25 protein-coding genes are annotated in these 26,778 nt (G+C 58.2%); 10 read left to right on the forward strand and 15 right to left on the reverse strand.

Features of this window, described 5'->3' with window-relative positions:
- Window positions 1-19: 19 nt before the first annotated feature.
- From AC1RKG_RS02190 to AC1RKG_RS02200, 3 genes are all read left to right on the forward strand, one after another.
- Entirely contained in the window at window positions 20-1,507 is a 1,488-nt protein-coding gene (locus tag AC1RKG_RS02190) for an aldehyde dehydrogenase family protein (protein ID WP_020826895.1), read from the forward strand.
- Window positions 1,508-1,548: 41 nt separating this feature from the next.
- Window positions 1,549-2,547, forward strand: coding sequence for a VOC family protein (locus AC1RKG_RS02195; protein WP_142815206.1), 999 nt, complete (start codon window positions 1,549-1,551; stop codon window positions 2,545-2,547).
- A 227-nt stretch (window positions 2,548-2,774) separates the two neighbouring features.
- Window positions 2,775-3,983, forward strand: coding sequence for an MFS transporter (locus AC1RKG_RS02200; protein ID WP_256813735.1), 1,209 nt, complete (start codon window positions 2,775-2,777; stop codon window positions 3,981-3,983).
- A 40-nt stretch (window positions 3,984-4,023) separates the two neighbouring features.
- On the opposite strand, the gene AC1RKG_RS02205 is transcribed toward AC1RKG_RS02200, so the two are convergent.
- The 13 genes from AC1RKG_RS02205 to hycA all read right to left on the reverse strand — a co-directional run bounded on the left by AC1RKG_RS02205 (window position 4,024) and on the right by hycA (window position 18,375).
- Window positions 4,024-5,055, reverse strand: a complete 1,032-nt coding sequence (locus tag AC1RKG_RS02205) for a HoxN/HupN/NixA family nickel/cobalt transporter (protein WP_493181873.1) — start codon at window positions 5,053-5,055, stop codon at window positions 4,024-4,026.
- An 18-nt stretch (window positions 5,056-5,073) separates the two neighbouring features.
- Window positions 5,074-7,362, reverse strand: coding sequence for a carbamoyltransferase HypF (gene hypF / locus AC1RKG_RS02210; protein WP_493181875.1), 2,289 nt, complete (start codon window positions 7,360-7,362; stop codon window positions 5,074-5,076).
- Between the two features lie 203 nt (window positions 7,363-7,565).
- Window positions 7,566-9,722, reverse strand: coding sequence for a formate dehydrogenase subunit alpha (gene fdhF, locus AC1RKG_RS02215; RefSeq protein WP_128864891.1), 2,157 nt, complete (start codon window positions 9,720-9,722; stop codon window positions 7,566-7,568).
- Window positions 9,723-9,733: 11 nt separating this feature from the next.
- Window positions 9,734-10,276, reverse strand: coding sequence for an electron transport protein HydN (hydN, locus tag AC1RKG_RS02220; protein WP_174574226.1), 543 nt, complete (start codon window positions 10,274-10,276; stop codon window positions 9,734-9,736).
- A gap of 161 nt (window positions 10,277-10,437) precedes the next feature.
- Window positions 10,438-10,908 carry a hydrogenase maturation peptidase HycI gene (hycI, locus tag AC1RKG_RS02225; protein WP_122079340.1) on the reverse strand — a complete coding sequence of 157 codons (471 nt, stop codon included), beginning with the start codon at window positions 10,906-10,908 and terminating at the stop codon, window positions 10,438-10,440.
- Window positions 10,901-11,317, reverse strand: coding sequence for a formate hydrogenlyase maturation HycH family protein (locus tag AC1RKG_RS02230; protein WP_262255459.1), 417 nt, complete (start codon window positions 11,315-11,317; stop codon window positions 10,901-10,903). The genes hycI and AC1RKG_RS02230 overlap by 8 nt, the downstream gene beginning before the upstream one ends.
- A complete protein-coding gene (locus AC1RKG_RS02235; RefSeq protein WP_020826904.1) occupies window positions 11,314-12,111 on the reverse strand; it encodes an NADH-quinone oxidoreductase subunit B family protein in 798 nt (265 codons plus the stop codon). Before AC1RKG_RS02235 ends, AC1RKG_RS02230 begins: the two co-directional genes overlap by 4 nt.
- Window positions 12,108-12,653, reverse strand: coding sequence for a formate hydrogenlyase complex iron-sulfur subunit (locus AC1RKG_RS02240; protein WP_493181877.1), 546 nt, complete (start codon window positions 12,651-12,653; stop codon window positions 12,108-12,110). The genes AC1RKG_RS02235 and AC1RKG_RS02240 overlap by 4 nt, the downstream gene beginning before the upstream one ends.
- Before the next feature lie 12 nt (window positions 12,654-12,665).
- On the reverse strand, window positions 12,666-14,369 hold the full coding sequence (locus tag AC1RKG_RS02245) for a hydrogenase large subunit (protein WP_046373544.1): 1,704 nt from the start codon (window positions 14,367-14,369) through the stop codon (window positions 12,666-12,668).
- 22 nt (window positions 14,370-14,391) lie between these two features.
- Complete coding sequence (locus AC1RKG_RS02250) at window positions 14,392-15,327, reverse strand: respiratory chain complex I subunit 1 family protein (RefSeq protein ID WP_020826907.1); 936 nt, start codon at window positions 15,325-15,327, stop codon at window positions 14,392-14,394.
- Between the two features lie 10 nt (window positions 15,328-15,337).
- Entirely contained in the window at window positions 15,338-17,206 is a 1,869-nt protein-coding gene (locus tag AC1RKG_RS02255) for a proton-conducting transporter transmembrane domain-containing protein (RefSeq protein ID WP_493181880.1), read from the reverse strand.
- Window positions 17,206-17,820 (reverse strand): 4Fe-4S dicluster domain-containing protein, encoded by a 615-nt coding sequence (locus tag AC1RKG_RS02260; protein ID WP_020826909.1) that lies wholly within the window; start codon window positions 17,818-17,820, stop codon window positions 17,206-17,208. The genes AC1RKG_RS02255 and AC1RKG_RS02260 overlap by 1 nt, the downstream gene beginning before the upstream one ends.
- A gap of 87 nt (window positions 17,821-17,907) precedes the next feature.
- Window positions 17,908-18,375, reverse strand: coding sequence for a formate hydrogenlyase regulator HycA (hycA, locus tag AC1RKG_RS02265; protein ID WP_020826910.1), 468 nt, complete (start codon window positions 18,373-18,375; stop codon window positions 17,908-17,910).
- A gap of 261 nt (window positions 18,376-18,636) precedes the next feature.
- On the opposite strand from hycA, the gene hypA reads away from it, so the two are divergent.
- The 7 genes from hypA to hchA all read left to right on the forward strand — a co-directional run bounded on the left by hypA (window position 18,637) and on the right by hchA (window position 25,340).
- Complete coding sequence (gene hypA, locus AC1RKG_RS02270) at window positions 18,637-18,981, forward strand: hydrogenase maturation nickel metallochaperone HypA (RefSeq protein WP_046373540.1); 345 nt, start codon at window positions 18,637-18,639, stop codon at window positions 18,979-18,981.
- Window positions 18,982-18,998: 17 nt separating this feature from the next.
- Entirely contained in the window at window positions 18,999-19,793 is a 795-nt protein-coding gene (gene hypB / locus AC1RKG_RS02275) for a hydrogenase nickel incorporation protein HypB (RefSeq protein ID WP_115058810.1), read from the forward strand.
- Window positions 19,784-20,080 carry a HypC/HybG/HupF family hydrogenase formation chaperone gene (gene hypC, locus AC1RKG_RS02280; RefSeq protein ID WP_493181882.1) on the forward strand — a complete coding sequence of 99 codons (297 nt, stop codon included), beginning with the start codon at window positions 19,784-19,786 and terminating at the stop codon, window positions 20,078-20,080. The genes hypB and hypC overlap by 10 nt, the downstream gene beginning before the upstream one ends.
- The gene (gene hypD, locus AC1RKG_RS02285) at window positions 20,064-21,191 is read left to right on the forward strand and encodes a hydrogenase formation protein HypD (protein ID WP_258089673.1); all 1,128 of its coding nucleotides are present in this window, start codon (window positions 20,064-20,066) and stop codon (window positions 21,189-21,191) included. The genes hypC and hypD overlap by 17 nt, the downstream gene beginning before the upstream one ends.
- Complete coding sequence (hypE, locus tag AC1RKG_RS02290) at window positions 21,188-22,201, forward strand: hydrogenase expression/formation protein HypE (protein WP_129982840.1); 1,014 nt, start codon at window positions 21,188-21,190, stop codon at window positions 22,199-22,201. The genes hypD and hypE overlap by 4 nt, the downstream gene beginning before the upstream one ends.
- Window positions 22,202-22,289: 88 nt before the next feature.
- On the forward strand, window positions 22,290-24,356 hold the full coding sequence (gene flhA, locus AC1RKG_RS02295) for a formate hydrogenlyase transcriptional activator FlhA (protein WP_493181883.1): 2,067 nt from the start codon (window positions 22,290-22,292) through the stop codon (window positions 24,354-24,356).
- Between the two features lie 108 nt (window positions 24,357-24,464).
- Window positions 24,465-25,340 carry a glyoxalase III HchA gene (gene hchA / locus AC1RKG_RS02300; RefSeq protein ID WP_046373535.1) on the forward strand — a complete coding sequence of 292 codons (876 nt, stop codon included), beginning with the start codon at window positions 24,465-24,467 and terminating at the stop codon, window positions 25,338-25,340.
- A 165-nt stretch (window positions 25,341-25,505) separates the two neighbouring features.
- Here hchA and AC1RKG_RS02305 read toward each other — a convergent pair whose 3' ends face one another.
- Window positions 25,506-25,727, reverse strand: a complete 222-nt coding sequence (locus tag AC1RKG_RS02305; protein ID WP_041414564.1) for a hypothetical protein — start codon at window positions 25,725-25,727, stop codon at window positions 25,506-25,508.
- Window positions 25,728-25,745: 18 nt separating this feature from the next.
- Complete coding sequence (locus AC1RKG_RS02310; RefSeq protein WP_493181885.1) at window positions 25,746-26,717, reverse strand: hypothetical protein; 972 nt, start codon at window positions 26,715-26,717, stop codon at window positions 25,746-25,748.
- Window positions 26,718-26,778: the final 61 nt, after the last annotated feature.

Here is a 26,778-nt window from a genome sequence, read left to right on the forward strand (position 1 = left end):
ACAAACGAGGTGGATTACGATGGCTGATATCAAAGTGCTTCCACAGGTTTCCGCCTTTCTGGCGCAGGAACATGGGCAGTTTATCGATGGACAACTGATCCCGGCGGCGGGCGGACAACGCTTGCCGGTAGTCAATCCGGCCAATGGCCAGACGATCGCCAGCGTGGCTGGTGCCACGGCCGACGAAGTGGAGCAGGCGATGCAATCGGCTGACCGGGCGCTGAAGGGCGAATGGGGAAAAAGCCTGCCGGCCCAGCGTCAGCAGATACTGTTACGCTTTGCCGATCTGCTGGAGGCCCACAGAGAGGAGATTGCCCAGTTGGAAACCCTGACCAACGGTAAGCTGATCGGTTCCTCCAGGCTGTTCGAGGTTGACCATACCTGCGTTTTCATCCGGTATTACGCCGGTTGGGCCACCAAACTGCATGGTGAAACCCTCGCGCCGTCAATCCCTTCGTTTAACGGCGAGCGATATACCGCGATGACTTACCGCGAGCCGGTGGGCGTGGTGGCGGCCATTATTCCCTGGAATTTCCCGGTGATGATCGCCATTTGGAAAATTGCAGCCGCCTTGTGCACCGGGTGTTGCATCGTGGTCAAACCCAGTGAGTTTGCACCTTTGACCCTGCTGCGTCTGGCGCAGTTGGCCCATCAGGCCGGGGTGCCTGCGGGCGTGTTCAACGTGGTCAATGGCGAACGCCAGGTGGGGCAGTGGCTGATCGAGCATCCACGGGTCAATAAAGTCAGTTTCACCGGTTCGGTTCCGGCCGGTATCGCGATCGGCCAGGCGGCGATAAAAGCCGATTTGACCCGCATCACCCTGGAGTTGGGTGGAAAAAACCCGGCGGCGTTTCTTGCCGACGTCGATACCCAGCGGGCGGTGGACGGCATTATGCTCGCCGGGCTGGTGCATCAGGGGCAGGTTTGTTCCTCTGCCGAGCGGTTTTATATTCATGCGTCGCGCTTCGACGAGATTGTCGAGCAGGTTATCGCCCGGGTCGAGGCGCTGCAAATAGGTTCGCCGATGGACGAAGCCACGCAGTACGGTCCGTTGGCTAACCAGGCGCATTTTAACCGCATCAAGGCGATGTTTGATCAGGCGCACAGCCATGACCAGGTACTGAGTGGGGGTACGGTGCTGGACGGAGAGGGGTTCTATGTGACCCCGACGGTGATCCGCGCCACCGGTCAGGACGATCCGCTGATGCGTGAAGAAGCCTTCGCCGGGGTGCTGAGCTTTATGCCGTTTGAGGATGAAGAGCAACTCTTGCATTTGATGAATGATTCGTCCTATGGCCTGTCCGCCAGTATCTGGACCAATGACTTCAGCAAGGCGATGGATTTGATGCGGCGGATTGAGGCCGGGATGGTATGGGTAAATTCGCACACCATTATGGATCCGGCGGTGCCGTTCGGCGGGATGAAAGCCTCCGGTATTGGCCGCGAGTTCGGCAGCGCGTTTATCGAGTCCTATACCGAACTTAAATCCGTCATCATGTGCTACTGAATCCCACGGAAACGGGGCCACGGCCCCGGTAAGGAATCACAATGACCACATTGCCCCTCACCGAATACGATCCGCCATTTTCCATTACCCGCGCCAGCCATCTGGTGCTGACCTCGCGTGATCTGGCCGCCAGTGAGCTGTTTTACACCCAGGTGATCGGCATGGTGCTGACCCATCGGGAAGAGGACCGGCTCTATTTGCGCGGGCTGGAAGAGGCTTGCCACCACAGTCTGGTTATCAAGCTCAGCAAGGCGGAGCCCCAGTGCGAACGCGTTGGCCTGCGTGTTTTTCGTGAAAAAGATCTGGAGTTGGCCAAGCTGTTTTTGGACCAGCAAGGGTTAGAAAATTGTTGGGCCGAAGTGCCGTTTCAGGGGCGTACTCTGCATTTCACCGATCCGACTGGTACGCTGATCGAACTGTGCGCCTCAATGCCCGTGGTGCCGCGCTTGCACCATCAGGTGCATCTGTACCGTGGCGGCAGCGCCCAGCGGCTGGATCACTTCCAGTTGCACACTCCCCACGTACAGCGGGCAGCCGAATTTTACATGACGAAGCTGGGATTCCGTGCGACAGACATCTATTTCAATGAGGGTGGAATGGGGGCCGCATTCTTACAACGCAAAGGCAATACGCAGGATCTGGTGTACTTGCATGGCCCCGGCCCGCGTCTGCATCACTTCGGTTATACCATCCCCGATTCGCAAGAGATCCTGCGCGCCTGCGACACTGCCGGCAATCTGGGCTTTGGCAGCAGCATTGAACGCGGGCCGGGCAGGCACGGTATGGGCCATGTCCTCTATGTTTATCTGCGGGATCCGGACGGGCATCGTATCGAGCTGCACAACACCCCTTATCAGATAATCGACATTGAGCTGGAAACCAATATTCTTGCACCCGATCAGCGCCAGCAGTTACTGCCCTGGGGGCTGCCGCCGCAGCGCAAATGGGTTACCGAAGCCAGTGCCTTTGCCAACACGCCGGTAGAACCGACCACCGAGGGCTATCCGCTGGTGCTGGAAGAGTACTTATCCCGCCAATAGGGCTTGATGCCCGAACCATGCCAGGGCAACCCTTGGATAACCTTGTGCCCGGAAACTCTCCGGGCAATAACATCGGCCTTTACTTCCGTTTTTTTTCAACCAATATGGTCCGGCTGAAATGACAGTCGGAGCCGCCATGGCTCCGTTTATCCACAACGTCGTGGTTGTGGCACAAGGCATCGATACGGATATCCCGCCACGATGCCGAATGACGAACTGGAGAGGTTATGGCTAATCCCTATCGCGAACTTCTGACCACGCCCGGCGTCGGGGGGTTAGTGATTGCGAGCTCGGTTGCCCGTTTGCCGCAGGCGATGATCGGCATCGGTATTATTACCATGTTGGTACAGCAGAGCGGTCACTATTGGTTGGCTGGTGCGGTAGCCGGTATATTTACGCTGGCGAACGCGCTCATGGGTCCGCAGGTATCGAAGCTGGTTGATCGGCTAGGCCAGAACAGGGTGCTTCCATGGGTCACCGCGTTTAGCATTACCATGCTGCTGGCGTTGATAACCGCTGCGCATATGCGTGCCCCAGTCCCGTTGCTGTGTATTCTCGCCATGCTGGCCGGCACTATGCCAAGCATGCCGGCAATGATAAGAGCGAGATGGACACAGCTTTTCCGGGGCAAGCCGCAACTCCACACCGCCTTCTCGCTGGATACGGTGCTGACAGAGCTGACCTTCGTGATTGGCCCCCCTTTATCTATTGGCTTGAGCACCGGTATTGCCGCCGAAGCCGGGCCCCTCGCCGCGATAGTGTTGCTGGTGATTGGCGTCACGGCTTTTCTTCTGCAACGACAGACGGCGCCCAAAGTCATCAAAAACACGACTGAGCACCGCGGCTCGACCCTGCGTATCCCGGGCCTCGGCACCATCGTGCTGGCACTTTTAGCCATGGGGGTGATTGGCGGATCTATCGATGTGGCGGTAGTCGCTTTCGCCAACGCACAAGGGTGGCCGACGGCCGCCAGTTTGATTCTTGCTGCCTACGCGCTCGGTTCCATGGTTGCCGGTCTGGCTTTTGGCGCGATCAGGGTTAGCTTGCCGATAGAGCGTCAGTTCTTTATTGGGGTGCTGCTAACGGCGGCAACGTCGGTGTTGCCGCTCCTGTCTGCGGACGTTTACATTCTGATGGCGACCATTTTCGTGGCCGGTATGTCCTTTGCACCCACCATGGTTGTCGTGATGAACCTTGGCACTATCCTGGTACCGCCGTCCAGGCTCACCGAAGGGCTGACATGGATGACCACCGGCATCAGCATTGGCGTGGCGCTGGGTGCCGCGCTGGCGGGGCTGGTCATCGACGCTTATGGCGCACGCGCAGGCTTCGGCATCGCCATTGCTGCAGGCGTTGTGATGACGATTATCGTGCTTCTCGGTCGACGCACGCTCCACGCTGCCTCGATGCCCCAGGGGGGAGCAACCTGCTCTTAATGCGGCGGCAGCCAGGGATGACCGGGCTGCCGTAAGCGGACTAGACGCTTAACGAGTCATAATTTTTGCGGCGGTAATTGAGCGCGGACAGGATCCACAGCACCACAAACAGCACGATAGCGGCGTATCCGACGCTGCCCAGGTTGTCATTGAGCACCTCAACACCCCGCCACAGCCCGCCCTGTAGCCCCAGCTTATCGGCCAGCAGCCCCAGGCCTTCCAGCCCGCCGATCACCACAGCGATAACCACGCTGGTGGCGGTGATGGTCATGTTGTAATACAGCTTGCGGATCGGTTTATTGAACGCCCAACCGTAAGCGCCAACCATCACAAAATTATCCAGTGAGTCAATCAACGCCATGCCGCTGGCAAACAGCAGCGGGAACACCATGATTGACCAGACCGACATGCCGGATGTAGCACCGGTCGCGGAGATCCCGAGCAGGCCCACTTCGGTAGCCGTATCAAAGCCCAAGCCAAATAAAAAGCCGACTAAATACATATGCCAGCTTTTATTTACCAGATTAAAAGCAAAGCGATACAGCCGCGTCATTATGCCACCGCTGCCGCTCACCAGCAGGGCTACGTCCTGTTCGACCAGGGTTTCACCGCGCTTCACCCGACGGAAAATGCGGTAAACGTCGCGGAATATCAGCCAGTTCAACAACGCCATCACCAGTAAGAACAGCGAGGAGATCAGCGTGCCCAAAGTGGCGCCATACTGATGCAACCAGCCGATGCGATCGCCAAATGCCAATGAGGTGGCGGCAATCGCGATGCAGGCCAGTACCACAATGCTGGAATGCCCCAGGGAGAAGAAGGCCCCGACGGAAACCGGGCGTTGGCCTTGTTGCATCAATTTGCGAGTGACGTTATCGATGGCGGCGATGTGGTCGGCATCCACCGCATGGCGCAGTCCGTAACCGTAAGCCAGCAGCGCGGCGGCAATCAGTGCCGGGTGATGATGAAAGGCAGTAAAGGCCGCCCCCCACGCCAGCAGGTTTAGCGCCACTAACGTCAACAACAGCCAAAAGGCGCGGGTATGGGTATGGAAAAACTCGCGGTTTAACATGTTACATCCTGTTGGGTTTTAAACGGGAGATGAGTCAAGGGGGATACGCTGCGCGCAGGCGACCAATGCCTGACCGAATGCCAACCCTCCATCGCCCGCCGGCAGCCGTTGTGGCAGCAGCACGTGCAGCGGGGCCAGATGATGCTGCAGCCGTTGACGTAACAGGCGGTTGTGCAGTACGCCACCGCTTAACGCCACGTGCCGGAGGTTATGCTCTGCGGCAAAATGTTTGGCCAGGCCGGCAAATCCCTGCGCCAGAGCATCATGAAACGCCCAGGCCCGTTGAGCGGCCGGCGCTTGCCAGGCCAGCCACTGCCGCCACAACACGCCCAAATCGAGCTGTGCTGCGCAACGTGGCAACGTCACCGGGTGAGAGCAAGGGCCACTTTGGTGGGCCAGCGCCTCAAAAATACTGGCGGCTTCGCCTTCCCAACTTTGCCGTTCGGGCGCACATCCCAACGCGGCGGCGGCCGCGTCAAACAGACGGCCACAGGAGGAGGCGAGCGGCGCATTGATGCCGGCGTTAATGGCTTGGAGCAGGGGGCGCCAGGCGCGCGTCAATAGCCGTTCGGCCTGTGGGCTGTTTTGCCAGTCAGGCACGAAGCGTGCAAAATGCGCCAACTGATTGCGCCAGGGTTGTTGCGCGGCCAGATCGCCGCCGGGCAGTGCCACCGCAGGCAATCCCCCCAGATGACGACAGCGGCGGTAATCGACCCACAGGCATTCGCCGCCCCACAGCGCGCCGTCCTGTCCGTACCCCAGCCCATCCAGCGCCAGGCCGATAACCGCTCCGCCTTCCAGTGGCCAATGGTGTTCGGCCAGGCACGCGGCCAAATGCGCATGATGGTGCAGCACCGGGGTCACCGGCAGCCTCTGTCGGGCGGCCCATTGGTGGCTGACGTAACCCGGATGAGCGTCGCTGGCTAAGCGCTGTGGCTGGCAATGGTACAACGCCATAAAATGCGCCATGGCCTGCTGCCACTGTTGCTGAATATCTTCCTGTTGCAGGTCGCCAAAATGTGAACTGAGTACGGCTTTATTTCCCTGCAGCAGGCAAAAGGTATTTTTGCGATCCCCTCCCACGGCCAATAGCGGAGGTTGTGAAGGAAATCCCGGAGGCAATGGCAGGGCATCCGGAACAAATCCGCGCGCCCGACGTAACATTTCATGGCCTTCAGGCAGCAGACGCACCAGCGAATCATCGGCGCGCTGCAAGATTTCGCGATCGTGCAGCAACCACAGGTCGGCAATGCCGGCCAAATCAGCCAAAGCCTGGCTATTGGTTAATGCCGGAGCTCGGCCGGTGGCATTGCCGGAGGTCATCACCAGGGGCCGTTGTATCTCCTGCATCAGTAAATGGTGAAGGGGATTGGCGGGCAACATCAGGCCCACTTCGTTCAACTGCGGGGCGATAGCCCCAGACAGCGGCGAATGGGGCGAGTGGGGCACCAGCACGATAGGCGCGGCAGCGGACGCCAGCAAAGCCTGTGTGTGCGACAGATCAATGCCACGGGTGCAGCGCGTCAGCCAGTCGATATTCGGCAGCATCACCGCCAGAGGTTTGCCGGGACGCCGTTTGCGAAGCCGCAGGCGTTCTACGGCCTCCGTCTGGCTAGCATCGCAAGCCAGGTGAAAACCGCCCAGCCCTTTGATGGCCACAATCTGCCCGGCAGCTAATGCGGCTACCGCCTGCTGCAGAGCTTCTTCCCCCTGATGCTGCGGTTGTCCCTCAACGGTGAAACTGAACAACCGAGGGCCGCAGTCGCTACAGGCGACCGGTTGGGCATGAAAGCGCCGATCGTGCGCCGAACGGTACTCTTGGGCGCAGGGCGAACAGAGCGGGAACGGTGCCATGCTGGTTGCCGGGCGATCGTAAGGCATGGCACGAATAATGGTGAAGCGTGGGCCGCAGTGCGTGCAGTTGATAAAAGGGTAGCGGTAACGCCGATCCTGCGGATCGTTCATTTCCTGCAGGCATTTTGGGCAGGTCGCGGCATCGGGAACAATCTGGGTCGTCATAGCACCGCGTTGGCTGGCGCGGATGCGAAAATCATCGGGCTTTTTCAGCCAGGTAAAGGGCCGTTGCTGAATGTTGTCGATCTGCGCCAACGGTGGGGCCTGCTGGCACAACAGATGCAGCAACAGCTCAAGGTCGACGGGATTCACCAGCCGAATCTCCACCCCGGCGCTGTCGTTCCAGACTTCGCCACGTAGATTGAGCTGGTTGGCCAGTTGCCAGACAAAAGGCCGAAAGCCGACGCCCTGTACTTTGCCGCTGATACGCAGCAGCAGCCCCGGATAGGACATGGTTTATTATCCTCTTTGGGTTTTTATAAATTATCAGGAGGCACAACCCTGCGTAGCCTCCTGTCAATTTATTCCCTGGTATTCCCTAAATAATTGGAGTTGCATCAAGGCGGCAAGAGCGGGGATCCCCAGGAGCTTACTTAAGTAAGTGACTGGGGTGAGCGCTTGCAGCCAACACAGATGCAGCTTCAAGTATGACGGGATTACATCACGTCTTCTGCGGCGCGGCGCAGGCGAGCTTTCATATCGCTGTAGCTTTGCTGCGCATAGTTCTCCGCCCAGTGCTGGTCGGTAATCGCCGCCAGTTTTACCGCACAGTATTTGGTTTCCGGCGTTTTGGAGATCGGATCCAGGTTTTCCTGCGTCAGTTCGTTACAGGCGCCAATCCACCACTGGTAGGTCATATACACCGCACCCAGGTTAATACGCTCGTTATAGTTGGCTCTGCTGATCACTTTGCCGCGGCGAGAGGCAACCCACACCAGTTGCTGGTCGGCAATGCCCAACGCGGCGGCATCCTGAGGGTTGATCTGCACGAAGCCGGGCTCATCCGCCAGCGTTTGCAAGGCGGCACAGTTGCCGGTCATCGAACGGCAGGAGTAATGCCCAACCTCACGCACGGTACAGAGCACCAGTGGGTAATCTGCATCCGGGATCTCGGCCGGCGCACGCCAGGTGGTGGCGAACAGTTGCCCTTTACCGGACGGCGTTGTGAACTGGTTACCCTGATACAGGTACGGCGTCCCTTGGCTTTCCAGCGAAGTGCAAGGCCATTGCACGTGACCGAGCTCGCCCATTTTTTCGTAAGTGGCGCCGTAAAACAGCGGGCAGAGTTCGCGCATTTCGTCCCAGATCTGCTGGTTATCCTCATAGTGCATCGGATAGCCCATTTCGCTGGCCAACAGGCTGATGATTTCCCAGTCGCGCTTGACGTTGTACTGCGGCTCAATGGCTTTTTCGAAACGCTGGAACCCGCGATCGGCGCAGGAGAAGACGCCGCCATGTTCGCCCCAGGAGGTGGCAGGCAAGATCACATCCGCCTGTTCGGCGGTTTTGGTCATAAAGATGTCTTGCACCACCACAAATTCCAGCGCTTCGAACGCGCTGCGCACCAGGCTCAGATCGGCCTCGGTCTGCAAGGGATCTTCCCCCATGATGTAGTAGGCTTTCACTTTGCCTTCATGCACCAGGTGCGGGATTTCGGTGATGCGATAGCCGACGTTGGGATCCATTTTTGTGGCGTCAATTCCCCAGGCTGCGGCGAACTTGGCGCGCACGGCCGCATCGGTAACCGCTTGATAGCCAGGGAATTCATTGGGCAGCACGCCCATATCGCAGGCACCCTGTACGTTGTTCTGCCCGCGTACCGGGCCGACACCCACGTTGGCGCGGCCCAAATTGCCGGTGAGCAGCGCCAAACTGGCGAGGCCTTTGACCACGTCAACCGCCTGGCCGAATTGGGTCACGCCCATGCCCCACATGATGGTGGCCGAAGGGGCGCTGGCATAGGTGCGCATGGCCTGGCGGATCTGCTGTGCGGTCACGCCGGTCAGGTGTTCCACCGCTTCTGGCGCATAATCCGCCAGTTGCTGCCGGTAGGCCTCGAATCCCTCGGTGTATTTGGCCACGTAATCGCGGTCATAAAGATTCTCTTCAATCAGCACGTAGGCGAACGCATTCACCAGCGCCATGTTGCAGCCGTTCTTGATCTGCAGATGCTGGTCGGCAATGCGTGCAGTTTCTATCCGGCGCGGGTCGCACACGACGATCTGCGCGCCTTTCTCTTTAGCCTTCAGCACCCGGCGCGCCACGATGGGGTGCGAGTCGGCACAGTTGTAACCGATGATCAGCAGACACTTGGAGTTTTCGATATCGCCAATCGAGTTACTCATGGCACCGTTACCGAGCGTGGCCTGCAAACCCGCGACCGAAGGCCCGTGGCAGACGCGGGCGCAGCAGTCGACGTTATTGGTGCCGATCACCGCGCGGGCGAACTTCTGCATCACATAGTTGGTTTCATTGCCGGTCCCGCGAGAGGAACCGGTGTGCATGATGGCGCTGGCACCGTGCTGCTCCTTAATCTGCTGCAGCCGCTGAGCGGTATAGCTGATCGCTTCATCCCAACTGACGGCCTCAAATTTGCCGCCTTTCTGCCGCCGGATCAGCGGCTGGCTCAGGCGCGGGGTCAACAGTTTGGTGTCGTTCAGAAAGTCCCAGCCGTAATAGCCTTTCAGACACAGTTCACCCTGATTGGTCACGCCGTCAGCCGCCTCGGCGCGAATGATTTTGCCGTTATCGACCACCAGTTTCATTTTGCAGCCTGCACCGCAGTAAGGGCAGACGGTTGTGATTTTTTTCATCGGTTCAGTTCCTAAAACAGTGACGACATTGTGTCGAGCGCGGCGCGGCGGCGCTTCTCGGCGTTCATTTCCTGCAGCATGTTGCGATCGACGCAGTGCAACGCATTGGTTGGGCAGGTTTCCATGCAGGCCGGGCCGCTGTCGCGACCGATGCACAGGTCACATTTATGGGCTTCGGCTTTCTCGGTGGTGGCGCTCATCATGGCGCCGTTCTGGCGGACCACCGGACGGGTGATCACTTCCATGGCGCCGTAGGGACAGGCCACAACGCAGGTTTTGCAGCCGATGCAGCGTTCCTGCATCACCAGGACCATACCGTTGGTGCGACTGATGGCACCGTTCGGACAGACGTTGGCGCAGGGGGCGTCCTCGCACTGGCGGCAAAGCACGGCGGTGCTGACGTTGACGCCTTTAATCACATGCAGGCGCGGGGCAAAGCTGGTGGCGTTCAACGCCGAAATATCCTGGCTTTCGCTGTGCGCCATCACGCAGGCAATTTCACAGGTACGGCAGCCGATGCATTTTTTGGGATCGGCGATGATAAACCGGTTCATCAATAACTCCTGGGTTACCCTTCATCCGGGTATGGCAAAAGAGAGGTCGTGGCTCTGGTTAGGCATAAAACATGCCAATATTGAAAATGCTTAAAAAGCAGAGGGTTATCTTTTTATGGCCCCGGGGTCGACAGCAGGTCGACAGAAATGACGATGCCGCGTCAGACATTCGTCACCTCCAGCTGCGGATAACCGCCATTGTCTGCCCAGTGAAACAAGCGTTGATGGAGCACCGTCACCGCCTGTTTCACCGCCGCGCTGATCGGGTAATAAAACGCCACCACTTCGGGCTGAATGCCGATAAAGGTAATTTCCGCAATGTCTTCGCGCAGTTGGTCGATCAGAAAGTTAAGCGGCAGGTTATGCGTCGTCATGATGAACATGGCGGCAATGTCTTTTTCGTCGATCACCCGTGTTTCACCCGGCGCGAGCCCCATGTCGGTGGCGTCGACGATCACCAGGCGATCAGGGCGTAGCTCGCGGATATGCCCGATGTCATTTTCCGGTGCCGCGCCGCCGTCAATCACCTGCCAACCCGCGGGGGGATGACCGGCACAGAGTTCAGCCAGCAGCGGCCCGGCACCGTCATCTCCCATCATGCAGTTGCCCACACACAATAAAACGTCAGTCATCATGCCTCCGGACCATCAGGTAAATGGCGGGTTCGTTTTCAATCGATTGAAGCAGGGCGATCAGCTGTTGGCTCCAGCTTTGCTGTTCAGTGTTCATACGCGGCGCCGCGTGGCTCAACGCCGTGGCCAACAGGTGGGTATGGCTGTTGTCGATACAGATTTCGCCAAACCGATCGATCCCTTCCAGTTTGCGCCGTGCGGTGCTGCCCGCAGGCAACTGCGCTATCCAGGCGCGAAACCCCGCCAGCGGGCAGCTGAGTTTGGCTTCCAGGCAGTCGATCACCCCCAGATGATGGCCGATCGCCAGGCTGTAATAGATCACCTCCTGGGCCTTCGGCGGGGCCTTTTTCTCCTGCACAAACTTGCGGCTAAGGGAGTAAAACACCACCTTTCCTTGGGAATCGGTCATAGCCGCAGCTCCCCACGCAGCACCCGTTGATAAATGCCCTGCAGGTTGCCGACAATTTCATTCAGGCGCAGGTCATCTTGCTGGTGGAGATAAGCGGCGATGCGCTGTTCGACCGGTTCGGGTGTCTCTGCTGCCAGCAATTGCATGAACTGGTCGGCGATTTGGCGACCGTAGCGGTAACCGGCCATACGCCGGGCTTCGCGATCCAGCAGCACTCGCAGCGGCTGGGGCAGTTGCGGGTGCAACAGGCGCGTAGCTTCACCGTCGGTTTCATCATGCTGGTGGCCTTTGATTTTCTGATCCAGCAGGCCCAGCGCCATGGCGAAACCGTAAATGGTCGCCGCCGGCGTCGGCGGGCAGCCGGGAATATAAACATCGACCGGAACGATGCGATCGGTGCCGCCCCATACGCAGTAAAGATCGTGGAAGATACCGCCGCTGTTGCCACAGGCACCGTAGGAGATGCTGATTTTAGGATCGGGTGAGGCCTGCCAGGCGCGGATCGCCGGAATGCGCATGGCGCGGGTCACTGCACCGGTGAACAACAAAATATCGGCATGTCTGGGGGAAGGAACCACTTTGATGCCGAAACGTTCCGCGTCGAACAGCGGTGAAATGGCAGCGAAAATCTCAATTTCGCAGCCATTACAGCCGCCGCAGTCCACCCGATAGACATAGGCCGAGCGGCGGATATCCTGCAGCAGGGTGGTTTTCAGCTTGGCGATGCTGTCATCGAGGGTGATTGGCACCGGCAGGCCATTTTCATCACGTGGTCCAATCAATGGCGAATTCATGAGATGACCTCCCGGGTCAAATGGCGGCCGATATCAATGCGATCGGCCTGGGTCAGATTCTGCTGCTGTTTGCAGGCCGGGCAGGTTTCAAACTGCGCACGGCGGGTTGCCGCCTCCGAGCTGCTTAATCCGAGCAACGCCATCGCATAATCAATTTCCTTTTGCGCCGCATAGGGTTTGCCGCACTGTCGGCAATGGCAAATGGCGAAGTCGGCTTGTTCGTACAGATCCTCTTTACGCCACACTGCCAGTTCGAACTGCTGCGAAAGCCGAATGGCGGCGGTTGGGCACAATTCCTCGCAGCGGGCGCAAAAGATGCAGCGGCCAAGAAACAGCTGCCAGCGCAAGGTGCCGCTGTTGAGATCGGGGGTCATGCTCAACGCGTTGGACGGACAGGCGTTGGCACAGGCACCGCAGGCTATGCACTGCTGTGGGCTGTATTCGGGCTTGCCGCGAAAGTTCGGATCTATGGCCAACGGCTGGGCCGGATAGGCGACAGTGGCCGGGCCGGTCTTCAGCACTTTTTTAATCAGTTTCAGCATGATGGGCTCCGGTTAGAACGGCTTGTTTTTCCGCTCGATGCCGTAACGTTCGATCTCTTTGTACGGCACGATGATGGACTGGCGCTTGCGTACGTCGACGATGGTCATGCGATCGGTGCAGGAGTAGCAGGGATCGAGACTGCCGATAATCAGCGGGGCGTCGGATACCGTATTGCCGCGCAGCATGTAACGCAGGGTGGGCCAATTGGCATAGGTGGCGGCACGGCAGCGCCAACGGAACAGTTTCTGGTTGTCGCCGGTCATGCTCCAGTGGATATCATCGCCGCGCGGCGCTTCGGCAAAGCCCAGGGCAAAGCGGTGCGGTATATAGGTGAAGCCGTCCACCGCCAGCGGTCCGCCCGGCAAGCTTTGCAAACCGAACTCGATGATGCCGAGCGAGTTGAACACTTCGTGAATACGCACCTTGAGGCGGGAATAGACGTCGCAGCCGCTTTCCACGCATAACTCCACCGGCAGTTTGGCGTAGCCGGCAAACGGATGGTCGATGCGGGTATCGCGACGGTGGCCGCTGCCGCGGATCATCGGCCCCACGTTGCTGTAATCGCGGGCCACTTGGGGATCGAGACGCCCAACCCCGACGCTGCGTTGTTCGGTGTTGGGCGTACTGAGCAAGATATCGACCAGATCCACCAGTTCGCTGCGCATTTGCGCGGCCAGCTTCAGGGTTTGCAGCATGTCCTCTTTTAAAATATCTCGGCGGATACCGCCAATCAGGTTCAAACCATAGGTTTTGCGCGCGCCGGTCAGTATTTCTGCCATCTTCATCGACTGCTCGCGTACGCGGAAGAACTGCATAAAACCGGAATCGAAGCCGACGAAATGGCAGGCCAGACCAAGATTCAACAGGTGGCTGTGCAGGCGCTCCACCTCCAGCAGGATCGAGCGGATCATCTGGGCGCGTTCCGGCACCTGAATGCCCATCGCATTTTCGACCGAGCTGGTGTAGGCCACGCTGTGGGTAAAGCCGCAAATGCCGCACACCCGGTCCGACAGAAAGGTGACTTCGTTATAGCCCATACGGGTTTCGGCCAGTTTTTCCATCCCGCGGTGCACGTAGAACAAGCGGTAGTCGGCGTCGATGATGTCTTCTCCATCGACAAACAGGCGAAAGTGCCCGGGTTCGTCCGAGGTGATGTGCAACGGGCCAATCGGCACCACATTGGCTTTGGCTCCGGCCAGGCTCTCGAACGGATAGGTTTCCACATCGGTGGTGGGTGCGGGGCGTTGACGATAGTCCATCGCGTCTTTGCGTAGCGGGTAAAGATCGTCCGGCCAGTCGTCAGGCAGCACCAGCCGCCGCTCATCCGGCAATCCCACCGGGCGCAGACCGTACATGTCACGCACTTCGCGCTCGCCCCAAACCGCGGCGGGTACGCGCGGCGTGACGGAAGGGAACTCCAGCGTTTGGGCATCCACTTCGGCGCGCACCGTGATCCAGCATTTGGTGCCTTGCTCCATCGACAGAACGTAATACAGCGCGTAATGGCCGCACAGCGTGCGCTCGTCGTTGCCAAACAGCACCGACAACCAACCGCCTTGCTGGTAATACAGCCATTCCACCACGTCCGGCAGCGAATTGAGCTTAACGGTGACCGTCAACTGATCGGCGGTTTGCCATTCGGCTGCCAGCATGGCCGCAGGGAATTGTTGCTGCAACGCCGCCAGATAGTGCTGGCCTTGATGTTCGTTAGTCATTATTGATTGCCTTTGTCATTATTCAGCCGACGACCAGCCAGGAAACCAGCGCCAGAAAAGCCAGTCCAAAACCGGCCCAGGTGGTACGGGCCGTTTTCAGGAAGCGCAAACGTGCCACGCTATTTTCGATAATCGCGATCAGCGTCAGCGCGCACAGCAGCTTGAGCAGCGCCAGGACCAGCGCCGCCGACAGGTGAAGGACGGTAAATTGTGCCGCTTGCCCCCAGGGCAGAAACACGCCGAGGAACAGCTGCAGCACCACCAATTGTTTGAGGCTGATGCCCCATTTCAAAATGCCGAGCTCGGCACCGGAATATTCCGTCAGTGGCCCTTCCTGCAGCTCTTGCTCGGCCTCCGCCAGGTCAAAAGGCAGTTTGCCCATCTCGATATAGGTGGCGAACGCACAGGCCAGGGCGGCCAACAGCAGCGGCAACCAAGCGGGGTGTGGCAACGTCAGCAGGCTCTGCACCATGGCGCTCAACTGAGTCGAACCGGCCACCAGGGCGGTCACCCACAGCCCCAATAGCAGGATGGGTTCGACCAGAATGCCCAACACCGCTTCGCGGCTGGCGCCGATGGCGGTAAAGGGACTGCCGGTGTCCAGACCGGCAATGGCGAAAACAAAGCGCACCACGGCGAACAGATAGATCAGGGTGATCACATCACCGATGGCAGGCAGCGGCGAGGCGACAGTCAACATGGGTAACGCACAGGCGATGGCCAGCAGGGTGCCGGTCAGCAAGTACGGCATGGCATGAAAGGCCAGACCGGAAGCCGCCGGTGCTACGTTCTGACGCTTCAACAATTTGGCGATATCGCGGTATTCCTGCAGCACTCCGGGGCCGCGACGGTTATGCATTCGCGCGCGCAGCACGCGGCTGATACCGGCAAACAGTGGGGCGACGGCCAGTAACAGCAAGGCCTGCGCCAGACCGAGTAACACATTGGGATAGGTCATTGTCATCTCCTCAGGCAAAAGCCACCACCAACAGCACCGCAAGCTCCACTGCGGCCAGGCCGCGGCAGAAGGCAACGAAGGCGTTACAATGTAACGGGTTGATCAAAGATTCCGGCAGCCAGCGGCGCAGTTGATAGAGCGGGGCGAACATCACCCGAAGCGGTTGGGCAAAACCGGTGGCGGTGATCACCATCGCCTCCTCATGACCATATCCGCAGGTCCAGGCGCTACCCTGTACCCGGCGAGGTTGACGACGGGTCTGATAACGTGCAGCAATCAATAGCGGCAGCAGCGGCATTGCCAGCAACAAAATGGCGATCAACGGGGTAGAAACCAAAGTGTCGGACACGGAGAGGGATTGTTCGGCCGTCATGCCGATCAGCCGGGCAAACAGCGGGATGATCCAGGGCGCACCCAGGCCGCAAACCAGACACAGCAACGCGGGCAGCGCATGGCTCAGCGTCAGGCACAGGTTAGCCTGCACGGCCTGGGCCGCCGCAGCGCAGCGCGGGGATCCCAAACAGGCGACGCCAAACACCTTGCTGACGCACATCACTGCCAGCGCACCGGTCAGGGCCAGCGCCACCGCCAGCAACGGCCCGAACAGATGGCCAATAAAGCCAGGGGCCGCACTGAAATGGAACAGTCCCTGATAGATCAGCCATTCACTGGCGAAACCGTTCAATGGCGGCAGTGCGGCCATGGCCACCAGGCCGATCAGCAGAGAAATGGCGGTCCAGGGCATCAGCCGTGCCAGCCCGCCCATTTTCTCCATGTCCTTCAGCCCTGTTTGTTGTTCGATGGTACCCGCCGCCAACAGCAATGCGCTTTTGAACAGGCTGTGATTCAACAAATGGAACAGGCCGCCGATCAGGGCGAACGCCGTCAGTAATGGCTGTTGCAGCGCCATACCGACCATGGCACCGCCAATGCCCAGCAGGATGATGCCGATATTCTCCAGCGTGTGGTAAGCCAGCAAGCGCCGCAGATCGTGCTCCATCAGCGCATACAACCCGCCAAAAAATGCGGTGCCGGCGGCCAGCAGCAGGACCAGCAATCCCCACCACAGCGGGGGCGTACCCAGCAGATCCAGTCCTATCTTCAGGATCCCCAGCAGGCCGACCTTCATCAGTGCGCCGGAAAACAACGTGGCGGCCGAGGCCGGCGCGCTGCTGTGGGACTGAGGCACCCAGGCATGCAGCGGCATCACCCCGGCAAAAATGCCAAACCCGGCCAACGCCAGCAGGAAGACGCCGTTACGCAGTGCATCCGGTAATGGCGTAGCGCGGATCACGCTGAATTGCAGGCTGTGGCTGTGGGTATAAATCAGTGCGAAAGCGATAACCAACAGCAGGGTGCCCAGGCGCATCAGCAAAAACTGGCTGTGCCCGGCCCGCAGACTTTTCGCGTTCGGGGCGTGGACAATCAAGAAATAGCCGCACAGCGCCGCCAGTTCTAACAGCAACAGCAAGGCCAGTGCATTATCGGCGATCGCGGCGGCGCTGAGCGCTGCCAGCATCAGATTGATCAGCCCGCCCAACCGGCCACCTGCACTGGCGTTCAGCTTCGTGACGCTTCCGATGTGATACAGCGCGGCGCAGATCCCACACAAAGCCATCACCAGCAATAACAACGCATTAATGCCGCTGATTTCCACCGCATAACGCAACCAGGGCAAACGGGCGCTGTGCAGCGGTGCGAACAGCAGTTGTCCGGCGGCCAACAAGGTGGCGATGGCACACAATAAGGTGCCGCCACCCAGCAAGGCATTGACACGCGGCCAGGGGGCCAGCAGCCAGCTCAGCAACGCGAACAGGAGATACCCGACGAATGCCAGAGTCAGCAACGACAATGGGTCGGGCGCAATGGGGTAAAACATCAATTCGGCTCCTTGCGGGATTCTGGGGCGGTAGCGAACGGCAGCTCGGCGCTGAGCGCCTGCATGGCGTTGCGCCTTTTCTGTTCGCTGGCGTTACGCACGTCGTGGTCGCTGACCAAGCGAATGGCCTGGGTAGGACAGGTACGGATACAGGCCGGGCCTAAGGGGGTGAAAGCGCAAAGGTCGCACTTGACCGCCACGGCGCGGACACCGGGCACGCAATCCAGGAAGGCGCCGATCGGTCGCGGCGCTTTGGCGGCAGGCAGGGCCAGCGGTGTGTTGCAGTCTGAGGGGATCGCTAACGGGGTGCTGCCGCCGAAGCCTATGGCGCCGAACGGGCAAGCAATACCGCAGAGTTTGCAACTGACGCACAGGCTCTCGTTCAGGACGATGGCATCATCCTGATGGCGAATGGCGTTTACCGGACAGACCTGCGCGCAGGGCGCATCCTCACATTGATGGCACATCACCGGTGCCGAATCGCGGGCGTTACGAATCACCTGCAAGCGGGGTAATGCCTGCAAACCCCGTTGCCGATGTTCCGCAGAACAACTGGCCATGCAGGTATTGCAGCCAATACACAATTTGGGGTCCGCAATAATAAAGCGGTTCATGCACACTCCTTGCTTCGTCATTTATGACGAAATCGTCAGTAAAAAATGACGTTTCGACAGTTTTCTGTCAGTGAGTAACGCCGACAGTCAGACGGACAGGGTTATTTTTTTCAGTGCGTCATGAATGGCGTGGCCGTCATGCAGCGAATCAAACAGGCATTGGTAAATAACGGCGATCTTATCCAGATAATGTTCAAATACCGCCGGCATATCGCGATTGTTTATTACACCGTCAATATTACCGTCTTCATCCAGCGAGGCATGGGCGAAGGGGGCGAAATTCTCCGCTTCATGCGGCGATGCCAAATTAATGCGATAGCAGATATCACGGCTGTAAAACCCCTCACTTAATTGAATGCTCACCGTGAAGTGGTTGAACAGTACAAAACGCAGATCGTCGTCCTGACCGTAAGTAAACTGATGATTAATCTTCTTTTTAGTGGTGGTAACCGCTTTGATTAAGGTGCTGTGGTAGGTTTGCCACTGCGCCATCAGGCGGTTGCTTTTGTTGGCGATATAATCGGCCTGGCTGGTTACTTCACTGATAGTACTCATTGTCGTCACTCAAAATTGATGGTCATTGTCGAATCGCTTCGGGTGAACGACTTAAAGCATAAAGCGTGCCAGTCTCTGGTGATTTTCATTATTTCCTTTTAATTCAATCATCAGGGTTGGAATTAATCTTTAAATTGGATTGGGGGCTGCCAGCTAATTACTGTCGACGTCATGACACTCGACAAATATGCCGAATGGGTTTTGGCACCATATTTGCAACGCAGGGTGACGAAACGTTTTATCACCCTGAGTGGAGGCCGGATGCACGAAATAACCTTGTGCCAACATGCGATGGAAATAATGCAGCAACAGGCTCGTCAACATCGTGCGAAACGTATTACCGCGGTGTGGTTCGAAATTGGCGCATTTTCCTGCGTGGAGGCGGAATCGCTGCGGTTCTGTTTTGACATGGTATGTCGCGACACCCTGGCCGAAGGCTGTGAGCTGCATCTGACTGAACAACGCGCCTTGTCCTGGTGTTATGACTGCCAGGCTGACGTCGAGCTGTTGATCCCGCAGGTGTTGGTCTGCCCGCACTGCGCCGGAAGAAACCTACGGGTGCAGGCCGATGATGGGTTGCAAATAAAACGTCTGGAAATTGAATAACTGAAAGGAGAAAGAACATGTGCAGCACTTGCGGTTGTGCCCATGGGGAAATGACGATTGAAGGGCAAGCAAAGGTACCGTTTCGCCCGCAGCGGCCTCTGCAGGGGGACCTGCATTATGGACTGGGATTGGCGGGCACCCATGCGCCGGGCATCAGCCAGCGGCGAATGCTGGAAATAGAAACCCGGGTGTTGGATAAAAACGATCGTCTGGCCGAACGCAATCGCCAGTATTTTGCCGAGCAACACATCCTGGCGTTGAATCTGGTTTCCAGCCCCGGTTCTGGCAAAACCACCTTGCTGACCGAAACCCTGCTGCGGCTGCGCGGGATGCGTGAGTGCGCGGTGGTGGAAGGAGACCAGCAAACCACCAACGATGCCGAACGTATCCGCGCCACCGGCGTGCCGGCGATCCAGGTCAATACCGGCAAAGGCTGTCATCTGGATGCGCAAATGGTTCACGAAGCCGCCCAGCGTCTGGAGCTCAAACCCAGCAGCCTGCTGTTTATCGAAAATGTCGGCAACCTGGTTTGCCCAGCCAGCTTCGATCTGGGGGAGCGGCACAAGGTGGCGGTGCTGTCGGTCACCGAAGGGGAAGACAAGCCCCTCAAGTACCCGCATATGTTCGCCGCCGCACGTCTGATGCTGCTGAACAAGGTCGATCTGCTGCCGTACTTGAAGTTTGATCTGGCCGCCTGTATCGCCAATGCCCGTCAGGTTAATCCCGACATCGAGATAATTACCCTTTCTGCGACTCAGGGGGAAGGGATGGATCAGTGGTTGGCCTGGCTGGAGCGGCAGCTATGTGCATAGGGATCCCCGGGCAGATCGTGGCGTTGGATCAACACCAGCCTCAGCACGCTTGGGCCGACGTCTGCGGCGTGCAGCGCGAAGTGAATATCGCATTGGTTTGCCGGGAGGGTGAACCCAAAGAAGCGATGCTGGGGTGTTGGGTATTGATTCACGTGGGCTTTGCGATGAGCCGCCTCGATCAACAAGAGGCCGAGGATATGCTGGCAGCACTGCAGGCGATGGGGGAAGTGGAACAGGACGTGGCGCTGTTTTTGGCGGGGGAGGATAGCCATGGATTACGTAGATGAATTTCGCGATCCGCAGCGGGTAAAGAAACTGCTGCAACATATCTGGCACCGCGCCGCACAGTTGCCGTTTACCGCCGAACGACCGCTGCAAATCATGGAGGTGTGTGGTGGCCATACCCATGCGATATTCCGCTTTGGCCTGGATAAGCTGCTGCCGGCGCAAATCGAATTCATTCATGGCCCCGGCTGCCCGGTTTGCGTTTTACCTATGGGGCGCATCGACGCCTGCTGCGAAATCGCCGAGCACCCCGAAGTGATTTTTTGCACCTTCGGCGATGCGCTGCGGGTGCCAGGACAGCAGGGGTCTTTACTGCAGGCGCGCGAGCGCGGGGCCGATGTGCGCGTGGTCTACTCACCGCTGGATGCCCTGATGCTGGCGCGGCAAAATCCGCAACGGCAGGTGGTGTTCTTCGCGTTGGGTTTTGAAACCACCATGCCGGTCACGGCGATTACCCTGCAACAGGCCCGGCAGGAAGGCCTGGGCAACTTCAGCGTATTTTGTCAGCACATCAGCCTGATCCCCACCTTACGCAGCCTGCTGCAACAGCCGGATGTACGCATTGACGGTTTTCTGGCACCCGGCCACGTCAGCATGGTGATAGGCACCGAGCCCTATCATTTTATCAGCAGGCAATACCACAAACCCCTGGTGGTGACCGGCTTTGAGCCACTGGATATCTTGCAAGGGGTGCTGATGCTGGTCGAGCAGTTTCTTGGCCGACAAAGCCAAACCGAGAACCAATACCGGCGGGTGGTACCGGAACAGGGCAACCGGCTGGCACAGCAGGCGATGAGCGAAGTTTTTGTCCTGGGAGGCGGCAGCGAATGGCGCGGGCTGGGCACCATTGCCGACTCAGGCATTGCCCTCACGCCAGGCTACCAGGCTTTTGATGCCGAACGTCGTTTCCGTCCGCAGCGGCGGCAAGTGGCTGACGATCCGCGATCCCGCTGCGGAGACGTGCTCACCGGGCGATGCAAACCGCGCGACTGTCCGCTGTTTGGTCGCGGTTGTACGCCGCAAAACGCGTTTGGCGCGCTGATGGTCTCGTCCGAAGGGGCCTGCGCCGCCTGGTACCAATATCGCCGTGAAACAGAGGAGACGCCAGCATGAATAACGTGATTACTATGGCTCATGGTAGCGGTGGAGCTGCCATGCAGCAATTGCTGGACGATCTTTTCCTGCCGGCCTTTGCCAACCCGCAGTTGGATCAGCGTGAAGATCAGGCCCGGTTGGATTTGGCCGAGTTAACGCAGCAGGGCGATCGGCTGGCGTTTACCACCGACAGTTACGTGATTGACCCGATTTTCTTTCCGGGCGGTGACATAGGCAAGTTGGCCATCTGCGGTACGGCCAACGATCTGGCGGTGAGCGGCGCGTTGCCGCGCTATCTTTCCTGCGGCTTTATTCTCGAAGAAGGCTTGCCGCTGCCCGAGTTACAACGCGTGGTCGCCTCGATGGCCGCCACCGCGCAGCAGGCCGGTATTCGCATTGCCACCGGGGATACCAAGGTAGTGCAGCGTGGCGCAGCCGACAAAGTGTTTATCAATACCGCCGGTATCGGGGTGATCCCGTCCGGTCTGAACTGGGCGGCGCAAAATATCCGCGTCGGCGATGCCGTGATTGTCAGCGGCACCCTCGGGGATCACGGGGCAACTATTCTCAACCTGCGCGAAAAGTTGGGTATGTCTCTGGGCGTGATCAGCGACTGCGCGGTGTTAACGCCGTTAATTGAGCCATTACGTGCCATTGACGGTGTGCGGGCGATGCGTGATGCGACCCGTGGCGGGGTGAATGCCATTTTGCATGAGTTCTCACGTGCAGCCGGCGTGGGCATCGAGGTGCAAGAAAGCCTGTTGCCGATCGCCCCGGCAGTGCGTGGCATTTGTGAATTGCTGGGGCTGGACGCCATTAATTTTGCCAACGAGGGAAAACTGGTGGTCGTGGCCGCACCGCAAGCCGCACAGGACGTGCTCTGTGCCTTGCGTGCTCACCCATTGGGCGCGGACGCGGCGCTGATTGGCACAGTGACGGAGGGGCGACAGGTAAGGCTGCAGGGCGCTTATGGCATCAGCCGCCTGTTGGATTTGCCGCATGCCGAGCCTTTGCCGCGGATTTGTTGATCCCGTCGGGGGAGAACGTCGCGGCCCAGCGTTACACTTTGCGATGTGACTCACAAATCTTCATCGCGACTCAGGCAAGTGATAAACAATGTCGAATGCACAATTAGAAAAACAAGAACTACTGGAAATTACCCGCACGCTGCTGAGCCAGCGCAGTTTCACCGATCTGTTGCTGCAACTGCGTCAGATACTGCAACGCCTGCAATTGGCGGATCAGGTCACGCTGGTGCTGTTTGACCCTGACAGCGAACGGGTCAGCTTTTATGGCCTGGATGCGCATCGACAGCCGGTGAGCTATCAGGATGAGACCCTGCTGGCAAATGGCCCGGTAAGTCGGCTGCGACAAAGCCCGCTGCCACAGCGCTGGCAGAGCGATGATCTGCACGCGCGCTATCCGCAAATCGGGGCTCTGGCGCTGTATTTACCCTTTAATCAGTATTGCCTGATGCCGCTGCATGCAGGTGGTACCCTGATTGGCGGTTGTGAAATGTTACGTTGTCACCCGGCGCCGTTCGCCGACGCCAGCCTGGTGCAGTTGCAGACACTGATGGAGTTGGTGGCATTGGCGGCAGAGCAGCTCCAGCTGCGGGAGGAGGCGGAACTCCGTCAACGGCAATTGCGCCATGAACGAGATGATTATCGTATTTTGGTCGACGTGACCAACGCGGTGCTGTCGAAACTCGATTTGGATGATTTGATCGGTGAGATCTCAAAGGAAATTCACCGTTTCTTCAAAATCGACGCGATCAGCATTGTACTTTGCGTCGATAAAACCGAACAGGTCACCATTTATTCCACCCACTATTTGCAAGATGACGTGGTTGAGCGTCAGCAGTACAGCGTAGCGCTGGCGGGCACCTTGTCGGAACAGGTGATGCAAAGCGGTGAAATGCTGCTGTTGAATCTGAAGCATTCCGACCGGCTGGCGGCCTATGAGCGCCAGCTGTTCGATCTCTGGCATGAGCAAATTCAAACGCTGTGCGTGCTGCCGTTAGTTTTCGGCAACAAAACCCTGGGCGTACTCAAGCTGGCGCAATGTCAGCCGGACAACTTCAACGCTGCCAACCTGCGGGTGTTGCAGCAGATCGCCGAGCGTATCGCGATTGCGGTGGATAACGCGCTGGCCTATCAGGAAATTAACCGGCTCAAAGAGAGCCTGGTGCATGAGAACCTGTATCTGACCGAGCAGATTAACGGCAATAACCCGGACTTCGGCGAGATTGTCGGCCGCAGCGTGGTGATGTCCGCCGTGCTCAAACAGGTGGAAATGGTAGCGAAAAGTGACTGTTCGGTGCTGATCCTCGGCGAAACCGGCACCGGTAAAGAGCTGATAGCCCGTGCCATCCACAACCTCAGCGAACGACGCGATCAGCGCATGGTGAAAATGAACTGCGCAGTCATGCCGGCCGGATTGCTGGAAAGCGATCTGTTTGGTCATGAAAAAGGGGCATTTACCGGGGCGACCAATCAACGAATGGGGCGTTTTGAACTGGCGGACAAGGGAACGCTGTTTCTGGATGAGGTAGGCGAAATTCCCGTAGAGCTGCAACCGAAACTGCTGCGGGTACTGCAGGAGAGGGAGTTCGAGCGCGTTGGCGGTAACAAGGTGATTTCGGTGGACGTGCGCCTGATTGCCGCGACCAACCGGGATCTGCAACAGATGGTGGCCGACCGCGAGTTTCGCAGCGATCTCTTCTATCGGCTTAACGTCTTCCCGATCGTTATTCCGCCATTGCGTGAGAGGCCGGAAGACATCCCACAGTTAGTGAAGTTTCTGACCTACAAAATTGCGCGCCGTATGAAACGTACCATCGACAGTATCCCGGCGGAAACCTTGCGCCTGCTGAGCCAAATGCCCTGGCCGGGAAACGTGCGCGAGCTTGAGAACGTCATCGAACGTGCGGTACTGCTGACGCGTGGTACGGTGCTTAACCTGCAACTGCCTGAGTTGCAATATCCGGTCCCTTCGATGGCGCTCCCGGTTCCCAAAGCGGAGCCCAGTCAGCCAGGGGAAGATGAGCGCCAGCAGATTATCAGGGTGCTGAAGGAAACCAACGGCGTGGTTGCCGGCCCACGCGGCGCCGCTCAGCGCCTGGGACTGAAACGCACCACGCTGCTTTCACGCATGAAGAAATGGGGGATTTTGGTTAAGTGAAGCGCCGCGTGGGTTAGGGGCAGCTAATGAGGAATATCCCTCATTGCGGCTTTAGGCTGAGTTACCTAAGCTAAAGCTGCAATGCAAATCGCACATAAGGAGATCATCATGACTAACTTACCATCCGAAGATCGTAATCCTGCCCCTGATGCCGCTGAAGAAAATGCGTTCTTTCCGTCACCTTACTCTTTGAGTAAATACACGTCGGCAAAGACGGATTTTGACGGCGCCCACTATCCTGCGCCTTATAAAGGCGGCAAGTGGAAGGTGTTGATGATTGCGTCTCAGGAACGCTATCTGATGATGCAAAACGGAAAATTTTTCTCTACCGGGAACCATCCTGTGGAGATGTTATTGCCCATGCACCACATGGATCTTGCCGGATTCGAAATCGACGTTGCAACGCCATCCGGCGACCCGGTAAAGCTTGAGATGTGGGCATTCCCTGGTGAGGATGCGGCGGTCAAGGCCACCTATGAGAAATATCGCCGTCAGCTCAAGCAACCGAAAAAGCTGACTGAGGTAGTGAAGGACTTGGATGCGGGTAATTATATCGGTGTCTTTATCCCGGGCGGTCATGGGGTACTTAACGACATTCCCTTCAGCGAAGACGTGAAAAAAGCGCTGTTCTGGGCGCATGACAACGACCGTTACGTGATTTCACTGTGCCACGGGCCTGCCGGATTGTTGGCGGCGGGTTTGGGTGAGGACAAGGAAAACTTCTTGTATCGCGGTTACGAGATCTGTGTGTTCCCCGACTCGCTAGATACCGGCGCCAATATCGATATCGGTTATATTCCGGGCCCAATGCCCTGGCTGGTCGGTGAACGCCTTCGCGAACTGGGCGTCAAGATCCTCAACAGCGACATCACCGGGAAAGTCCACAAAGACCGTCGTTTGTTGACCGGCGACAGCCCGTTGGCCTCCAACAATCTGGGTAAGTTGGCCGCAGAGACGTTGCTTGCCGACGTTGCGGCTCGATGAACGGCGTCAGTGACGCGACATAGGTTTAAGAACGGCGTTCTGTTTTGCCCTGGCATCTGCAAGGGTGAAATAAATCTGACGACGAAAAAACGATATTATTCAGAGGGGGAGTGATTAAGGCTCAACCCACGCCAGCAGGCGCGGGTTGAGCAGATTCAACGAGATTTATGACGTTGCGTCACCGATATCCATCGGCTTTTGTTTACGAAGCAGGTGCAGCAGCAATGATACGCGGCGCTCTGTCCGTTCCGGCGTGTCCGGTGGCAAGTTATAACGCAGAGTGTAACGCTCGTTTTTTTCATTGAAGAAATCGATGACCAGTACGGGGACCGAAGCACCCACCACTTTTCGATAGTTCAATGAGATACCTGACAACCTTCTATTCATTGAAACATCCATTATTCATTACCCTACAGCCAGGGGACGACGGGTTGACATGGCGATGCGGCCGATGCCAAAACTGAGCGCCGCGCCCAACAGCAGGATCAGCAATGAACCCCATGCCGCGCGTGATACCTGTTTGGCCGCCACTTCTGCCGCTTCGCGGGCTTTTTGCTCGGCCTGCGCCTTCAGCTGGTCGACCTTTTGTACCGCCTGCTGATAAGCCTGGGCATAGTTGTCTACGATCTGGGTCGCTTCTGCACGGCTCTTGCCTGTACGGGCTGCGACGATATTCACCAGCGCATCCTTATCTGCCGCATTCAGGGTAGGCTCACCGGATTGCTTGACGCGTTCAAACCATTGCTTGAGCTCTGCAGCCGCCTGGGTTGGGTCAGTGGCTGCATCAGTAGCGGTTTGCTTACTATCCGCAGCGACGCTATCGCTCTTTTGTTCCAACTTGGACGGGTCCAGCTCAGCCTTGCCGCTTTGCTTGAGGGTGGTGGTTAACTGGTTTTCCAAACTGCTCCAGTCCAGGCTGATGCCATTCTTGTCTAACTGCTGTTTGACGTTTTCGCCAATGCCCGGCGCTGCGGCGGCAATACCGTTGCCGGCCAAAGAGAGCCCCTTGCCGACGGCGCTACCGGCCAGACCGACCACGCCGCTCGCCACAGAAATCACCAGCCAGGTCGTCAGTAATGTGGTCACTGCCCAGCTCAACAGACCGTGCAAACCGCCGCGGTTTGGCGCAGTTCTGCCGGCGACAAATGCACCAGCCGCCAGCGAGACCAGGGTAGTGACAAACAACCAGATCCCGGTGCCCGTGCCAAAGCCACTCAGAGGGGTGCCCTCATGCAACGGATCCACGGCCGAAGCGCCGATGGCCGTGCCCAGCACGCTCAGTATCAGATAGGTCACCAACGCCATGGCACTCCCGGCCAATACCGAACCCCATGAAACGTGAAACGCAAAGCGATTGGATTCATAGACAGTGGTCATTGTTATTCCTTATATTGACTAAACAAGTGGTTGTACGCACAGCACAGGGCCGCGCCGACAG

Source organism: Serratia sp. GW822-FHT06D09 (assembly GCF_058799515.1).

Coding starts and splice junctions, on each gene's coding strand:
- hydN (WP_174574226.1), bottom strand. CDS start 10,276: ATGAACCGGTTTATCATCGCCGATCCCAAAAAATGCATCGGCTGCCGT.
- hypC (WP_493181882.1), top strand. CDS start 19,784: ATGTGCATAGGGATCCCCGGGCAGATCGTGGCGTTGGATCAACACCAG.
- AC1RKG_RS02235 (WP_020826904.1), bottom strand. CDS start 12,111: ATGAATTCGCCATTGATTGGACCACGTGATGAAAATGGCCTGCCGGTG.
- AC1RKG_RS02205 (WP_493181873.1), bottom strand. CDS start 5,055: ATGTTAAACCGCGAGTTTTTCCATACCCATACCCGCGCCTTTTGGCTG.
- AC1RKG_RS02240 (WP_493181877.1), bottom strand. CDS start 12,653: ATGCTGAAACTGATTAAAAAAGTGCTGAAGACCGGCCCGGCCACTGTC.
- hycI (WP_122079340.1), bottom strand. CDS start 10,908: ATGACTGACGTTTTATTGTGTGTGGGCAACTGCATGATGGGAGATGAC.
- hchA (WP_046373535.1), top strand. CDS start 24,465: ATGACTAACTTACCATCCGAAGATCGTAATCCTGCCCCTGATGCCGCT.
- AC1RKG_RS02260 (WP_020826909.1), bottom strand. CDS start 17,820: ATGAACCGCTTTATTATTGCGGACCCCAAATTGTGTATTGGCTGCAAT.
- AC1RKG_RS02245 (WP_046373544.1), bottom strand. CDS start 14,369: ATGACTAACGAACATCAAGGCCAGCACTATCTGGCGGCGTTGCAGCAA.
- AC1RKG_RS02190 (WP_020826895.1), top strand. CDS start 20: ATGGCTGATATCAAAGTGCTTCCACAGGTTTCCGCCTTTCTGGCGCAG.
- AC1RKG_RS02255 (WP_493181880.1), bottom strand. CDS start 17,206: ATGTTTTACCCCATTGCGCCCGACCCATTGTCGTTGCTGACTCTGGCA.
- hypB (WP_115058810.1), top strand. CDS start 18,999: ATGTGCAGCACTTGCGGTTGTGCCCATGGGGAAATGACGATTGAAGGG.
- flhA (WP_493181883.1), top strand. CDS start 22,290: ATGTCGAATGCACAATTAGAAAAACAAGAACTACTGGAAATTACCCGC.
- AC1RKG_RS02305 (WP_041414564.1), bottom strand. CDS start 25,727: ATGAATAGAAGGTTGTCAGGTATCTCATTGAACTATCGAAAAGTGGTG.
- hycA (WP_020826910.1), bottom strand. CDS start 18,375: ATGAGTACTATCAGTGAAGTAACCAGCCAGGCCGATTATATCGCCAAC.
- hypF (WP_493181875.1), bottom strand. CDS start 7,362: ATGTCCTATCCGGGGCTGCTGCTGCGTATCAGCGGCAAAGTACAGGGC.
- AC1RKG_RS02310 (WP_493181885.1), bottom strand. CDS start 26,717: ATGACCACTGTCTATGAATCCAATCGCTTTGCGTTTCACGTTTCATGG.
- hypE (WP_129982840.1), top strand. CDS start 21,188: ATGAATAACGTGATTACTATGGCTCATGGTAGCGGTGGAGCTGCCATG.
- hypA (WP_046373540.1), top strand. CDS start 18,637: ATGCACGAAATAACCTTGTGCCAACATGCGATGGAAATAATGCAGCAA.
- fdhF (WP_128864891.1), bottom strand. CDS start 9,722: ATGAAAAAAATCACAACCGTCTGCCCTTACTGCGGTGCAGGCTGCAAA.
- AC1RKG_RS02195 (WP_142815206.1), top strand. CDS start 1,549: ATGACCACATTGCCCCTCACCGAATACGATCCGCCATTTTCCATTACC.
- AC1RKG_RS02250 (WP_020826907.1), bottom strand. CDS start 15,327: ATGACCTATCCCAATGTGTTACTCGGTCTGGCGCAGGCCTTGCTGTTA.
- AC1RKG_RS02200 (WP_256813735.1), top strand. CDS start 2,775: ATGGCTAATCCCTATCGCGAACTTCTGACCACGCCCGGCGTCGGGGGG.
- AC1RKG_RS02230 (WP_262255459.1), bottom strand. CDS start 11,317: ATGACCGATTCCCAAGGAAAGGTGGTGTTTTACTCCCTTAGCCGCAAG.
- hypD (WP_258089673.1), top strand. CDS start 20,064: ATGGATTACGTAGATGAATTTCGCGATCCGCAGCGGGTAAAGAAACTG.